Origin of the sequence: Lysinibacillus piscis (assembly GCF_026012395.1) — a bacterium.
In the GTDB taxonomy this organism is placed as follows: domain Bacteria; phylum Bacillota; class Bacilli; order Bacillales_A; family Planococcaceae; genus Lysinibacillus; species Lysinibacillus piscis.
Genome location: NZ_BRZA01000001.1, coordinates 182,792 through 197,438, shown reverse-complemented (window position 1 = coordinate 197,438; position 14,647 = coordinate 182,792). Strand labels below are relative to the sequence as shown.

18 protein-coding genes are annotated in these 14,647 nt (G+C 39.3%); all 18 read left to right on the top strand.

What is annotated here, in order from left to right; all coding sequences use genetic code 11:
* Nucleotides 1–7 precede the first annotated feature (7 nt).
* The 18 genes from OPF91_RS01040 (at nucleotide 8) to aroH (ending at nucleotide 14,635) form a co-directional block, all read left to right on the top strand.
* Nucleotides 8–547 (top strand): DJ-1/PfpI family protein, encoded by a 540-nt coding sequence (locus tag OPF91_RS01040; RefSeq protein ID WP_264986817.1) that lies wholly within the window; start codon nucleotides 8–10, stop codon nucleotides 545–547.
* 96 nt (nucleotides 548–643) lie between these two features.
* Nucleotides 644–1,954, top strand: coding sequence for a ribosome biogenesis GTPase Der (gene der / locus OPF91_RS01035; protein WP_264986816.1), 1,311 nt, complete (start codon nucleotides 644–646; stop codon nucleotides 1,952–1,954).
* Between the two features lie 102 nt (nucleotides 1,955–2,056).
* Nucleotides 2,057–3,070 carry an NAD(P)H-dependent glycerol-3-phosphate dehydrogenase gene (locus OPF91_RS01030; RefSeq protein WP_264986815.1) on the top strand — a complete coding sequence of 338 codons (1,014 nt, stop codon included), beginning with the start codon at nucleotides 2,057–2,059 and terminating at the stop codon, nucleotides 3,068–3,070.
* A gap of 173 nt (nucleotides 3,071–3,243) precedes the next feature.
* On the top strand, nucleotides 3,244–3,456 hold the full coding sequence (locus OPF91_RS01025; protein WP_264986814.1) for a DUF2768 domain-containing protein: 213 nt from the start codon (nucleotides 3,244–3,246) through the stop codon (nucleotides 3,454–3,456).
* A gap of 19 nt (nucleotides 3,457–3,475) precedes the next feature.
* Nucleotides 3,476–4,231, top strand: coding sequence for a YphF family lipoprotein (locus tag OPF91_RS01020; RefSeq protein WP_264986813.1), 756 nt, complete (start codon nucleotides 3,476–3,478; stop codon nucleotides 4,229–4,231).
* A 95-nt stretch (nucleotides 4,232–4,326) separates the two neighbouring features.
* The gene (spoIVA, locus tag OPF91_RS01015) at nucleotides 4,327–5,805 is read left to right on the top strand and encodes a stage IV sporulation protein A (protein ID WP_264986812.1); all 1,479 of its coding nucleotides are present in this window, start codon (nucleotides 4,327–4,329) and stop codon (nucleotides 5,803–5,805) included.
* A gap of 206 nt (nucleotides 5,806–6,011) precedes the next feature.
* The gene (gene hbs / locus OPF91_RS01010) at nucleotides 6,012–6,284 is read left to right on the top strand and encodes a non-specific DNA-binding protein Hbs (protein WP_004232618.1); all 273 of its coding nucleotides are present in this window, start codon (nucleotides 6,012–6,014) and stop codon (nucleotides 6,282–6,284) included.
* A 149-nt stretch (nucleotides 6,285–6,433) separates the two neighbouring features.
* Nucleotides 6,434–7,003: a GTP cyclohydrolase I FolE gene (gene folE / locus OPF91_RS01005; protein ID WP_264986809.1), complete on the top strand. Its 570-nt coding sequence runs from the start codon at nucleotides 6,434–6,436 to the stop codon at nucleotides 7,001–7,003.
* A 63-nt stretch (nucleotides 7,004–7,066) separates the two neighbouring features.
* Entirely contained in the window at nucleotides 7,067–7,288 is a 222-nt protein-coding gene (gene mtrB, locus OPF91_RS01000) for a trp RNA-binding attenuation protein MtrB (protein WP_264986808.1), read from the top strand.
* Between the two features lie 159 nt (nucleotides 7,289–7,447).
* Complete coding sequence (locus OPF91_RS00995; protein ID WP_264986807.1) at nucleotides 7,448–8,215, top strand: heptaprenyl diphosphate synthase component 1; 768 nt, start codon at nucleotides 7,448–7,450, stop codon at nucleotides 8,213–8,215.
* Nucleotides 8,216–8,231: 16 nt separating this feature from the next.
* Nucleotides 8,232–8,936: a demethylmenaquinone methyltransferase gene (locus tag OPF91_RS00990; protein ID WP_264986806.1), complete on the top strand. Its 705-nt coding sequence runs from the start codon at nucleotides 8,232–8,234 to the stop codon at nucleotides 8,934–8,936.
* 153 nt (nucleotides 8,937–9,089) lie between these two features.
* The gene (hepT, locus tag OPF91_RS00985) at nucleotides 9,090–10,064 is read left to right on the top strand and encodes a heptaprenyl diphosphate synthase component II (RefSeq protein ID WP_264986805.1); all 975 of its coding nucleotides are present in this window, start codon (nucleotides 9,090–9,092) and stop codon (nucleotides 10,062–10,064) included.
* 86 nt (nucleotides 10,065–10,150) lie between these two features.
* Entirely contained in the window at nucleotides 10,151–10,567 is a 417-nt protein-coding gene (ndk, locus tag OPF91_RS00980; protein ID WP_264986804.1) for a nucleoside-diphosphate kinase, read from the top strand.
* A gap of 136 nt (nucleotides 10,568–10,703) precedes the next feature.
* Complete coding sequence (locus tag OPF91_RS00975) at nucleotides 10,704–10,937, top strand: hypothetical protein (protein ID WP_264986803.1); 234 nt, start codon at nucleotides 10,704–10,706, stop codon at nucleotides 10,935–10,937.
* An 89-nt stretch (nucleotides 10,938–11,026) separates the two neighbouring features.
* On the top strand, nucleotides 11,027–11,800 hold the full coding sequence (locus tag OPF91_RS00970) for a CheR family methyltransferase (RefSeq protein WP_264986802.1): 774 nt from the start codon (nucleotides 11,027–11,029) through the stop codon (nucleotides 11,798–11,800).
* A 193-nt stretch (nucleotides 11,801–11,993) separates the two neighbouring features.
* Complete coding sequence (gene aroC / locus OPF91_RS00965; RefSeq protein ID WP_264986801.1) at nucleotides 11,994–13,175, top strand: chorismate synthase; 1,182 nt, start codon at nucleotides 11,994–11,996, stop codon at nucleotides 13,173–13,175.
* Nucleotides 13,176–13,178: 3 nt separating this feature from the next.
* On the top strand, nucleotides 13,179–14,270 hold the full coding sequence (gene aroB, locus OPF91_RS00960) for a 3-dehydroquinate synthase (RefSeq protein ID WP_264986800.1): 1,092 nt from the start codon (nucleotides 13,179–13,181) through the stop codon (nucleotides 14,268–14,270).
* Nucleotides 14,267–14,635 carry a chorismate mutase gene (aroH, locus tag OPF91_RS00955; RefSeq protein ID WP_264986799.1) on the top strand — a complete coding sequence of 123 codons (369 nt, stop codon included), beginning with the start codon at nucleotides 14,267–14,269 and terminating at the stop codon, nucleotides 14,633–14,635. The genes aroB and aroH overlap by 4 nt, the downstream gene beginning before the upstream one ends.
* Nucleotides 14,636–14,647 lie beyond the last annotated feature (12 nt).

Genomic DNA, 14,647 nt, shown 5'->3' with positions numbered 1-14,647 from the left:
GAATAAAATGAAGAAAACAGCCGTACTATTATATCCGCAGTTTAGTGAATATGAATTATCTGTTGCCTTATCGATTTTAATGCAAGGAGCGAAGCCGATTGTGACGGTTGGCTTGTCTGATACACTTATCCGAGGAGAATCAGGTCTGACTTGTTTAGCGGATACGACAATCCATCAACTGAAGGATGAAGAAATTGATAGTTTATTGTTGCCAGGGTGTATGGATATTGGTGTTTTACAGCATGAGCAACATGTCTTGACATGGATTCAACGTATAGCCGAGCAACAAGCGTTGATTGCTAGTATTTCAAGCTCTCCTTATCTTTTAGCAAAAGCAGGTTTGCTAAAAGATAAAAAATATACGGTTGGCTTGACACAAGAGCAACGTGAGGTGTTGGGGGTTTTTGAAGGTAGTCATTATATGAATGACCTAGTAGTCCAAGATGGCAATATTATTACTGCAAGAGGAAGCGGATTTATCCAATTTGGTATAGTAATGGGACAAGCATTGCGACTCTCTTTTAACGATAAATGGTATCAAGCCTAAGTGAGAAAGATGTTATAGGCAACACATTATATGATATAATGAAAAAATTCGTGTATAATAGCGAGAGAGATAGTAAGTGGAAGGATGAAAATATAGATGACAAAACCAGTAATCGCCATCGTAGGTCGTCCGAACGTAGGGAAATCCACGATATTTAATCGTATTGTGGGAGAACGTGTATCGATTGTGGAAGATATTCCAGGTGTTACACGTGACCGTATTTATAGTTCGGCAGAATGGTTAACACACGATTTTAATATTATTGATACAGGCGGCATCGAAATTGGGGATGAGCCGTTTTTAGAGCAAATTCGCCAACAAGCAGAAATTGCGATTGATGAGGCAGATGTCATTATTTTTATGACAAATGGTCGTGAAGGTGTGATAGCTGCGGATGAGCAAGTAGCAAAAATTTTATACAAAACGAAAAAACCAATCGTGTTAGCTGTCAACAAAATTGATAATCCAGATATGCGAGAGATGATTTATGATTTTTATGCTTTAGGTTTTGGTGAGCCTTGGCCGATTTCAGGATCACATGGTTTAGGCTTAGGGGATGTACTAGATGAATGTGCGAAACATTTCCCGAAAGATGATGAAGAGGCCTATGGTGAGGACGTTATTAAATTTTCTTTAATTGGTCGCCCCAATGTAGGGAAATCATCATTAGTCAATGCCTTTTTAGGACAAGATCGTGTTATTGTGAGTGATGTGGCTGGGACAACACGTGATGCTATTGATACACCGTATACATATGACGAGCAGGAGTATGTCATTATTGATACGGCAGGTATGCGAAAAAAAGGAAAAGTCTATGAAACGACAGAGAAATATTCTGTATTACGTGCATTGCGTGCCATTGAACGCTCTGACGTTGTATTAGTTGTGCTTAATGCTGAGGAAGGCATTCAAGAGCAGGATAAAAAAATTGCTGGCTATGCACATGAAGCAGGAAAAGGCGTTATCATTGTTGTCAACAAATGGGATGCGATTGAGAAAAATGATAAAACGATGAATGTCTTTACACAGCAAATTCGTGAGCACTTCTTATTTTTAGATTATGCACCAATTATTTTTGTGTCTGCTAATACAAAGCAACGTGTACATCAAATTTTACCGATTATCCAACGTGTGAGCGAAAACCATGCGATGCGTATTCAATCTTCTATTTTAAATGAAGTCATTGAAGATGCAGTGGCACGTAATCCAGCACCTGCGGATAAAGGTCGACGTTTGCGTTTATACTACACGACACAAGTTGCCATCCAACCGCCAACATTTGTGGTGTTTGTGAATGAGCCAGAACTAATGCACTTTTCATATGAACGTTTCTTAGAAAATCGAATTCGTGAAACATTTGATTTTGAAGGAACGCCAATTCGCTTAATTGCGCGTGCGCGTGCTTAATGTACTCATCTATACGCCAATCCAACTAGTGCTGTTGGATGGCGTATTTTGACAAATTTGCTTAATCAGTATCGTGCTGAGTTAAACAAAGGAGGATTTAGAATGGAGAAGGTTTGTGTATTAGGTGCTGGTTCATGGGGGACAGCCCTTGCAATGGTGCTGGCTGAAAATGGACATGATACACTTTTATGGACGCATCGTGAAGAACAAGCGGAGGAAATCCGTACACTGCATACGAATAAAAAATATTTACCCGAAACAGTATTGCCAACAAATTTAAGTGCAACTAGTGATATTACACAAGCAGCAATACATGCAACAACAATCATTGTGGCTGTGCCAACGAAGGCAATTCGAGAGGTTTGTGCGAAACTTGTGCCACATCTTCAGCAAAAAATGTTATTTGTACATGTGTCAAAAGGGATTGAGCCTGACTCATTAAAACGTATCTCAGAAATTTTGGCTGAGAGTGTACCAGTTGAGTATGTAGAGGACATTGTTGTGTTATCTGGACCGAGCCATGCAGAAGAAGTTGTGCTGCATCATCCAACGACTGTCACAGCAGCCTGTGCCAATATTGATGCCGCGGAAAAGGTGCAAGATTTATTTATGAATCAATTTTTCCGGGTTTATACAAATGAAGATGTGATTGGCGTAGAAATTGGTGGCGCATTGAAAAATGTCATTGCTTTAGCAGCAGGTATTACGGATGGCCTAACATATGGTGATAATGCAAAAGCAGCATTAATTACACGCGGCTTAGCAGAAATTACTCGTTTGGGTGTGAAAATGGGAGGTAACCCTTTTACTTTCGCAGGATTGACTGGAATGGGCGATTTAATCGTGACATGCACAAGTGTTCATTCTCGTAATTGGCGAGCGGGGCATCTATTAGGGCAAGGCATGAAATTACAGCAGGTGCTTGATCAAATGGGTATGGTTGTAGAGGGTGTTCGTACAACAAAGGCGGCGTATCAGTTAGCACAGAAGTATAATGTGGCGATGCCAATCTCTACTGAATTGTACAGTGTCTTATTCGATGATGTAGAGCCAAAAGTAGCGGTAGATGCGTTAATGATGCGCATGAAAAAGCGAGAGATTGACGATATGAGATAAATATGGAAGGTGTTTCGGTACAAATGCTGAAATACCTTCTTTTATGTCACGAGAGAAAGGTAAAGCGTGTCGATTTCGTGATAGTTATAGGGGAGCTATTTCTTTTTCGCAAAAGCACATAGTATAATAGAGGTTGATTGTCTTGCGATTTGAAAGAAAGGTGGTTGTGAAGGATGGGTCCGTTAGCGCATATGCCTGCACTGGATGTAATGTGGGTATCTTTTTATTGCATTGGCTCAATGATTATCTCGGCTAGTTTAATTTTTTTAGCTCGTCATAAAATAAAAAATACGTTTTTGCGTACGATAATTAATTTATGTGCATACATATTGTTTGGGCTGGGAACATTTTTAATGGTGTTAATTGTTGCCACATGGCCAGCATAGAAATAATGAGGTGTAGTAAATGAAAAAATTAATTGCTTGTGTAATGGTAATCGTAATGACAATGGTATTAGTTGGCTGTGCGTATCCAGAGGATGAAAAGCGCATGAAGGTCACACCTGATGTGGATCAATTAGCGGCGGTTCAACGTGCTGTAGATGAGTACCGTGCAGCAACAGGTGGATTAGTACCAATTAAAAACAGTGAATTAGATACAGATATTTATATTAAATATTTAATTGATTTTGAGAAATTAATGCCAAAGTATTTAACGCAAATTCCTAGTAATGCCTATGAAAAAGGTGGCATCTATCAATATATCATTTGGGACCCTGAAAATGAGGCAAAAGTGAAGCTAGTGGACTTAAATGCGGCAGAACGTATGAGAGAAATTATGATTCGGAAAATGTCTACGCAATATTTGCCAATCAAAGGAGCAATTGCTGATAATGTTTACCAAATTGATTTCGAAAAATTAGGTTATAAAACAGCTGTAACCGTAAAAAGTCCTTATTCAGGTGTAGAATTGCCGATTTTTATGACAGGTGATGGGGAGATGCATGTGGATTATTCCATCGATTTAGGGCAATTATTAGAAACAGATAAACCAACGATTGAGGCGGATACCGATATTCGTCAATTATTAGTAGATAAGTATCCTGTTGTACCTGCTTATTCTATTCCATATACAGTCGATGAAAAAGGGGAACCAACCTATTTCATGGATGCGTACTTAAAAGATATGGAAAAAAAGAAGGCTGAAGCTAAAAAAGAGTAAAGCGTAGTCTCTTACACGTAATGTGTAAGGGGCTTTTCATATTTGTGGAGTGATTCGCATATAGTGAAAAAGCGTAGATAAAGGAGGCAGAAACCTTGAGTGAAGCAGTATTTAAAGAAATTGCAGAGCGCACAAATGGCGATGTTTATATTGGGGTTGTAGGGCCAGTACGTGTTGGGAAATCAACATTCGTAAAAAAAGTAATGGAATCGGTTGTGTTACCAAATATTGTGGATGAAGCAGAAAGAATGCGTGCACAAGATGAATTGCCACAAAGTTCACCAGGATCGGTTATTATGACTGCTGAGCCGAAGTTTGTGCCTGCACAAGCAACACGAATTGCCGTCGGTGAGGATGATATGACATTTCAGATTCGTTTAGCAGACTGTGTGGGCTATGTCATTGAAGGCACGAAAGGCTACGAAGATGAAAATGGGCCGAAATATGTGCATACACCTTGGCACACAGATCCGATTCCATTCCAAGAAGCAGCTAAAATTGGTACAGATAAAGTTATTCGAGATCATGCGAATATCGGCATTGTCGTGACAACAGATGGCACGGTTAATGGTATTAGTCGACATGCAGCGGAAAAGGCAGAAAGTGAAATTGTTAGACAATTGACGGAGATTGGTAAACCATTTGTCGTTGTCCTCAATTGCCAAATGCCAGCACGAGAAGAAACCGTGCAGCTTCGCAATGAATTATTTGAACGCTATAATGTGCCAGTGATTGCGATGTCCATTGATCAAATGCGTGCATCTGATATTCAATATATTTTACAAGAGGCATTATTTGAATTTCCTATTCGAACAATTGAGGTGGAGAAGCCTGATTGGTTGGATGTATTAGATGCCTCACATCCATTAAACGTGGCATTGATTGATTCGATGGAGGAAGTATTATCTTCTGTCATGAAAATTCGAGATGTACAGCAAGCGTCAGATGCATTTAAAGCGATTGATTTTATCGATCAAAGTGAGGTTGTCCATGTTGATGCAGGTGTGGGAACGGCGGTTATCCGTGTATCCTTACAGGGTGAGCTTTATAAAGCTGTTTGCAATGAATGGTTAGAAGAGCCGATTGAGACGAAGCGGGATTGGCTATTGTTCATTAAAGAGGCAGCAGAAGCGAAAGAAGCACAAAAACGCTTTAAAAGTGCGATTCAAGATGCCGATACGACAGGCTATGGTGTGACATTGCCGATGATGCAGGAGTTTGAACCGACAGCGCCAGAGCTCATTAAGCAAAATAACTTTTTCGGTGTGCGTATGAAGGCAAAAGCACCATCTTATCATATTATTCGAGTGGATATGGAATCGGAATTTTCGCCATTAATTGGCTCGGAATTCCATAGTCAACAATTGTTGAAAGATTTGAACCATGCTTATTTACATGACCGTGATGCGCTATGGAATACACAATTATTTGGTACACCGTTACATGAAGTGTTAAAAGAGGGTATACGTTATAAAATGGATGCTGTTCCAATTACAGCAAAAAAACGAATGCGTCAAACAATTGAACGTATGGTAAATGAAGGTGACCGAGGACTCGTTACGTTTATTTTATAGCACAAAAAAATAGTACAGGGCTTATCGTATCTATGCGAAAAGTCCTGTTATTTTTGTTTTTTACGTGAAAATCATATTTTTTGGTTATAATCATGAAGAAATACAGTTGCGTAGCGGTTTTCTATGTGTTACTCTTTTTACAGTATTTCCGATTCAATACGGAAGTTAAAGATTAGTTCATGACCCTTTGAGAGGAGGTGAATGGTGTGAATAAAACAGAATTAGTAAACTCTGTTGCTGAAGCTGCAGGTCTTTCTAAAAAGGACGCTTCTAAAGCAGTTGAAGCTGTATTTGATACAATTCAAGATGCTCTTGCAAAGGGTGACAAAGTACAATTAATCGGTTTTGGTAACTTTGAAGTACGTGAACGTGCGGCTCGTAAAGGTCGTAACCCACAAACTGGTAAAGAAATCGAAATCGCTGCTAGCAAGGTACCTGCTTTCAAACCAGGTAAAGCGCTTAAAGACGCTGTGAAATAATACACGTCTAGGCAGTTACATAGGACAGCCTTCATGTAAATAAGCATGGAGGCTGTCCTTTTTAGTGATGAAACAAGGTTCATTTTGCGCTTATGATGTGGATATGCTACGATTCATAAAGAATGTTTTGAAATGCAGGAGGTTTATTTATGTCGAATGTTGATTTATTGAAAATAGAAGAAGCCGTAAAAATGATTTTGGAGGCAGTAGGCGAAGATGTGAATCGTGAAGGTTTATTGGACACGCCGAAACGTGTAGCCAAAATGTATGCAGAAATGTTCAGTGGTTTGCATGAGGATGCGAAAGATTATTTTAAAACGGTATTCCATGAAGATCATGAAGAGCTTGTATTGGTGAAAGATATTCCGTTTTATTCGATGTGTGAACATCATTTAGTGCCATTTTACGGGAAAGCACATGTAGCATACATACCAAAAGACGGCGTTGTAGCGGGGCTTAGCAAGCTAGGACGTGCAGTTGAAACAATTGCACGCCGTCCACAATTACAGGAGCGCATTACATCCTCTGTTGCAGATACGATTATGGAAATGCTTGCACCAAAAGGCGTATATGTGGTGATTGAAGCAGAGCATATGTGTATGACGATGCGTGGGCTGAAGAAGCCAGGAGCGAAAACCGTGACATCAGTGGCGCGTGGTGTTTATGAGGCGGATGAAGTGAAGCGTCGAGAAGTATTGTCATTTATTCAAATGACTTAAGTTGTCTGTTCAAGTGTGGTATGATGAAAAAAGAGTTTTTCGGATTTAAGGAGTGTGCAAAAAATGTCACAAGACTATATTGTTATTCAAGCTGAGGAAGATGGCGTACATGTCATTGGCTTAACACGTGGAACAGATACAAAATTCCACCATTCAGAAAAATTGGATGCAGGAGAAGTGATGATTGCCCAATTTACAGAGCATACATCGGCTATGAAGATTCGTGGGAAAGCCCAAATTCATACAGCACACGGCGTTATTCAAAGTGAGACGAAAAATAAATAATCAAAAGATGGGCGAGTCGTGAATGGTAGTCGGATAGGATTTACAGACTCGCACAAAATTTTGTTATGACGCTTCGTGTATATGCTATAATAGCTCAGTAAGCAAGCGTAATAGGACAAGGATAACGCAAGTATTTGAAAGTGAAATGGAGAAAGGTCTATGAATGCAACATACATTCAAAATTCAATTGCGCAGTTCAAAACAGAGATTTTCATGGATGTTCGTCATAGAACTTTGCAAAAATATACAGGTGATCCTGTGCTAGATGAAAATCATTTGTTTTATTTACTAGTCCCTTTTTTGAATGGCGAACAGTGGCAACAAGAGCAAAGAGAGGCAGCGATTACGGTTGGTATCGTTTATGCAGCCTTAGCAGCACATGACCATATTAAAGAACAGGATGCTACATCGAAAGAGCAACAGTTAACGGTGTTAGCAGGTGATTTTTATAGTGGCCGTTATTATGAGGTTTTAGCAATGTCGGGAAATATCGGATTAATTCGCAATTTGTCACAGGGCATTGCCAAACGCTGTGAACATCAAATAAAAGTGTATGAAGCAGAAACACAATCTGTGGCACAATGGTTTGGCTCTATAAGTTGTATCGAGTCTCACTTAATTGCCCAATTTTTTGAGCTTTATGCGTTTGAACACTATATGCCAATTGTTGAAAAAAGCCTGCTATTGCTACGTTTAGAAAGAGAATGGTCGACCTATCAGCTTGGTCAGGTCTCTTTAATGAGCCAAGTATTAGAAGGCAGTATTCAACAAGCAAATGGTACTTACAATCACGTGATACAAGAAAAAATAGTGCAGTTGAAAGCAGAGCTCGTACAACTGATTCATCAAGCAACCTTTTTACAGGATGACATCAAGCAAGCTCTATATGCACATGTAGAGGTGTCCGTCGCTTCTACTAACGGATAAGAGAGAGGTTTTCAAAATGGCTAAAACGAAAGAGCAACATGTTCATGAAGTATTTGAAAGTATTTCGGATAACTATGACAAAATGAATGGCGTTATTAGCTTCCAATTACATGTTGGCTGGCGTAATGATACGATGAAACATATGGCGGTAAAGCCTGGATCAAAAGCATTGGATGTATGCTGTGGAACGGCTGATTGGACGATTGCATTAGCAAAGGCAGTTGGCGAGACAGGTGAAGTGAAAGGATTAGATTTCAGTAAAAATATGCTGAAAGTGGGCGAGGATAAAGTGAAGCCTTATCCACAAATTGAACTTGTTCATGGCAATGCGATGGAATTACCTTTCCCTGATAATACGTTTGATTATGTGACGATTGGTTTTGGTCTGCGTAATGTACCTGACTATTTACAAGTGTTAAAAGAAATGAATCGTGTCGTGAAGCCAGGCGGTATGGTGGTTTGTTTAGAAACATCCCAATCTGAAATTCCAGGGTATCGACAATTATTCCGTTTTTATTTTAAATATATAATGCCGATATTTGGTAAAATATTTGCGAAAAGCTATAAAGAATATTCTTGGCTACAAGAATCGGCAAATGATTTCCCAGGTATGAAAAAGTTAGCGGCAATGTTTGCGCAGGCAGGTTTAGAAAAAGTAACGTATAAAGCATATAGTGGTGGTGCTGCGGCAAGGCATATAGGTTTTAAAAAGGTACGTTAGATACAGTGAAACTTCACTCACATGAGTGTTAGTTGAACCAATCGGGTTTTTACAGTTTGTTAGTCCTCCTAAGTGAATCTACTTTGGTTTTGCCCGATGCTTTAGTGGGGGGCTTACAGGCTGTTAATACGGGGTAAGGGCAGGTTTTCACATGTGGAAAAGATGAGACTAAAACTACTCTATTCCGATTTGAAATCAGATATTGACATCATTGAGCGAGAGCTGGAGCAAGCATTAAACTCTTCCTCTTATTTAATCAATGACGCTTCTTTGCATCTATTGCAAGCAGGTGGAAAACGGATACGCCCGATTTTTGTCTTGCTTGGTGCAAAGTTTGGGGATTACGATATTCAGAAGATGAAGGATGTTGCTGTGCCCGTAGAGCTGATTCATATGGCATCACTTGTACATGATGATGTTATTGATGATTCTGATATGCGTAGAGGACGTCCAACAGTCAAATCACAATGGAATAACCGAGTAGCAATGTACACGGGTGATTTTATTTTTGCACGTGCACTGGAATATATGACAAAGTTTGATGACCTGCGCATCCATCAAATTTTAGCACGGACAATGGTGGAAATTTGTAATGGTGAAGTCATTCAAATTGAAGATAAATTCCGATTAGAGCAAGGATTGAAGGATTATTTTAGACGCATTAAACGCAAAACGGCTTTATTGATTTCTTCTAGCTGTGAGTTAGGAGCAGTGGCAGCAGGTGTTGATGAAAAAACAACACGTCATTTGAAGCGTTTTGGTTATTTTGTTGGGATGAGCTTTCAAATCATTGATGATGTATTAGATATTGTGGCGACAGATAAAGAGCTAGGAAAGCCAGCAGGTAGCGATTTGCTACAGGGGAATATTACACTGCCTATTTTGTTGTTAAAGGATGACCCAATGATGCAGCCTTACTTAGCAAAAGTCTTTGCGGGTACATTGCTGGAAACAGAGCGTCAACAAATGCTGGAGTATGTGCGACAATCGAGTGCTATTCAACAAGCAAACCGTATGAGTGACCATTATTTAAAAAAAGCTTTAAAAGAAATCGAAGCATTGCCGAAGCATCCGATTAAGAAAAAATTACGTGATGTAGCATTGTTTATGGGCAAACGTAAATTCTAGCTTTTTGTTGTACTCATGCAAGTTTTTTGTTACTATTTAGCGGTAGGTGTAAAACCTGTTAGTCAAATTGAAGGAGTGTTTTAAGCATGGCAATCGAAAAAACTTTTTTAATGGTTAAACCAGATGGCGTTGAACGTCAAGTAGTAGGAGATATCGTTGATCGTTTTGAACGTCGCGGTTTCACAATGAAAGGCGCTAAATTAATGGTAATTCCAAAAGAATTAGCAGAAAAACATTATGCAGAGCATTCAGAGCGTCCATTCTTTGGTGAATTAGTGGACTTCATTACATCTGGTCCTGTATTTGCTATGGTATGGGAAGGCGAAAATGTGATTAAATTAGCTCGCACAATGATGGGTGCAACAAAGCCTGAAGAGTCTAATCCAGGCACAATCCGTGGTGACTATGCAACAACTGTTTCTCACAACATCATCCACGGTTCAGATTCTCTTGCATCTGCAGAGCGTGAAATTAGCTTATTCTTCGGTGAAGATTTAGTTTAATTGACGAATAGATAACTAGGCAACCTCAAGTATCATTGGGGTTGCTTTTTTGTACGCTATCGGTGACACTTAAAGATAGATAATAAACAATAGAATGTTTGATTAAGCATAACAAATGGATAAGGAGATGGAGAACATGGGTATGTTTATAGCGATTGTTGCTATTATGGCTGGCGTATCGATACCATTAACAGCAATTTTAACATCGGCTAATACAACACAGCAAAAATTAAAAATCAAGATGCTTGAAAAAGAAGCAGAGCTGGAACGACTTCGCTTAGAAACGTATACAGCAGAAACAGAGAAAATGCGCTTAGAATTAGAGCACTCTAAAGTGTTATTGTTAGAAGAAAAAGCAAAACAGTCATAAGTGAGTAAGATTGCACAGGAAATACTATTTCGAGAATGGTATTTTTCCGCTATAATGGTACTACGCATAGGAAAGAGGGGGATGACGGTATGTCTGATTATGAACAATTTATCGAAGGCATTAAACGTAAGACAGGAATTGATTTAGCACTGTATAAAGAAGCACAGATGAAACGACGTTTAACATCTCTCTATGAAAAAAAAGGCTACCGCAATTTTGTAGAATTTTTGAAAGCGTTAGAGCAAGATCGTGATTTGATGAATGAATTTTTAGATCGCATGACGATTAATGTATCGGAATTTTATCGCAATGGGAAGCGTTGGGAAGTATTACAACAAAAAATCTTTCCTAAATTATTGCAAACAAATAAACGTTTAAAAGTATGGAGTGCTGCATGTTCCACAGGAGAAGAGCCGTATTCATTAGTCATGGTATTAGCACAATTAGTCCCATTATCACAAATTCAAATTATTGCCACAGATTTAGATGAAAATGTGATTCAAAAGGCGAAGCATGGTGTGTATCCAGAGCGTTCTTTAGCAGAAGTACCAAAGGATATTAAGGATAAATATTTTGAACAAGAAGGTTCCTTCTATCGTGTGAAAGACGAAATTAAGCGTTGTGTGACATTTAAAAAGCATAATTTATTAAAAGACCAGTATGATTCGAATTATGATTTAATCGTTTGTCGAAATGTGATGATTTACTTTACAGAGGAAGCAAAGGATCAAATTTATTTGAATTTTAGTAAAGCTTTACGCAAAGATGGAGTGCTATTTGTTGGTTCTACAGAGCAAATTTTCAATCCATCCCGTTATCAATTTGAGGTCGAAGATACATTCTTTTATCGTAAGAACAGCTAATACGTCGCTTGTATTCGGTGTAAATCAGTTGTACGCTTTTTGCTTAATATAGGCAAAGGCGTCTTTTTATTAATCGATTTTTGCAAGAAAATCATTCAGAATATTCGTATTTAATAAGGTGTTACTTTTTGTAGCAATCTATGTTATAGTGAAAAATACATAATTTAGCGAGTTGAAGGGAGAAAGTGTTTTTATGCGTTATTTAACAGCAGGAGAGTCACATGGACCTCAGTTAACAACAATTATTGAAGGATTACCATCACTCTTACCAATTACAGCAGAAAAAATTAATCATGATTTAAAGCGTCGTCAAGGTGGACATGGTCGTGGCCGCCGTATGCAAATTGAAACAGATACAGTAGAAATTGTTGCAGGTGTACGACATGGGCAAACATTAGGCTCTCCTGTAGCACTTGTCGTAACGAATGATGATTGGAAGCATTGGACAAAAATTATGGGTGCAGAGCCATTAGCGGCTGATGTGAATCCAGAAGAAATTAAACGCCAAATTTCACGCCCACGTCCAGGACATGCGGATTTAGTAGGCGGTATGAAATATGGTCATCGAGATTTGCGCAATGTGTTAGAGCGTTCTTCTGCACGTGAAACAACGGTGCGGGTAGCAGCAGGTTCTGTGGCAAAAGCATTATTAAATGAATTAGGCATTTCGATTGTGGCACATGTGACAGAAATTGTTGGTATTAAAGCAAATACATCATTAGTAGCAGGTCAATCAGCAGCAGCTATTCGTGACATTGTAGAAGCGGACCCATGCTACTGTGTAGACCCAGAAGCGTCAGCGAAAATGGTAGAGGCGATTGATGAAGCGAAAAAAGCAGGTGACTCTATCGGTGGTGTTGTAGAGGTGATTGTGGAAGGGATGCCAGCGGGTGTTGGTTCATATGTACATTATGATCGCAAGCTAGATGCTAAATTAGCAGCAGCTATGCTATCGATTAATGCCTTTAAAGGTGTTGAATTCGGAATCGGCTTTGAAATGGCACGTTTACCAGGCTCACAAGTACATGACGAAATTGTATGGGATGAGGAGCAGGGCTATACACGTACAACGAATCGACTAGGTGGTATTGAAGGTGGAATGTCTACGGGTATGCCAATTGTTGTGCGAGGGGTTATGAAGCCAATTCCTACACTATATAAACCATTGCAAAGCGTAGATATTGAAACAAAAGAGCTATTTAAAGCAAGTGTTGAGCGTTCAGATAGCTGTGCTGTTCCAGCAGCTTCTATTGTAGCTGAACATGTTATTGCCTGGGAAATTGCTAATGCGATTATGGAGCAATTCCATAGTGACCAATTGCCACAATTAAAGGCTCAAATTGATGAGCAACGTCGTTATACAAAGGAGTTTTAAGCTATGCGTGTACCAGTAGCAACAAAATCACATCAATATGAAGTTGTGCTTGGCTATCAGTTTTTAACAGAGGCATTACAAGTCTTTGCAGACAAGCTACAAAAGGCAGACAAGCTAATTGTTTTTACAGATGAGCATGTTTGGGCGGCACAGGGAGAGAACTTCCAAGCAAATTTCCCTTATCCATTTGACGTATTTGTGTTGCCGAATGGTGAAGAAGCAAAAACATTTGAACAATACTATGCTGCTCACACATTTTTACTTGAACATGAATGCTCACGTAAATCATTTATTTTTGCATTTGGTGGTGGTGCTGTTGGTGATGTGACAGGCTTTGTTGCAGCAACGTTTATGCGTGGAATACCGTTTATCCAAATCCCAACAACCATTTTAGCGCATGATTCGGCTGTTGGTGGGAAAACAGCGATTAATCATCCACTTGGCAAAAATATGATTGGCGCTTTTTATCAGCCAGAGGGCGTTATTTATGATATTGCTTTTTTAGCAAGCCTGCCTGAGCGAGAAGTGCGTTCAGGTACAGCGGAAATGATTAAGCATGCGATGATTTCAGATGCTGCATGGTTGACTGAATTAATGACAGCTGACTCTGTTATTCATTTCTCTACAGAGGCATTAGCACAGCATTTACAAAAAGGTATTGAAGTGAAGTCTCGTATTGTAGCGGAGGATGAAACAGAGCAATCTGTACGCAAGTTTTTGAATTTAGGTCACACCTATGGACATGCCATTGAAGCAGCAGCAGGCTATGGCAAAGTAGCACATGGTGAGGCGGTCATGATTGGACTGGTGTACTGTTTATTATTAAGTGAACGCTATGGTGACATGAATCGAGCATTTACGACAGCCTTTTTGCAATTTGCGGCGAAAAACGGTTATCCATTTGATGCTGTACAGCACTATTCTTTTGATGAATTAGTTAGTTATTTAATGAAAGATAAAAAGACGGAATATGGCGTGTTACAATTCGTTTTGCTACAGGAAATTGGACGACCATTTGTCAAAGCCATTGATGTAGCAGAGTGTCGAGAGGTAGACGCTGAGTTTAGACAGTTATTAGCGGAGGTGCTTGTATGATTCGAGGTCTTAGAGGAGCAATTACAATTGAGTCTGACAAGCCAGAACTAGTATGGGATGAGACAGCAAGATTAGTACGAGAAGTAGTAGAGGCGAATCATGTAGCAATTGAGGACATTGCATCCATTATGATATCAACAACGCCTGATATTACATCTGCCTTTCCAGCAAGGGCAGTTCGTTTGATGGAAGGCTGGCAGTATGTGCCTGTGATGTGTACACATGAAATGGATGTGCCGAATGCATTGCCTTTATGTATTCGTGTATTAGTGCATGCTAATGTCGAATTGGCACAAAAGGACGTCAAACATATTTATTTGAATGATGCAGTAAAATTACGCCCAGATTTAGCACAAGCGAAATAAGAGGAGTGGTTG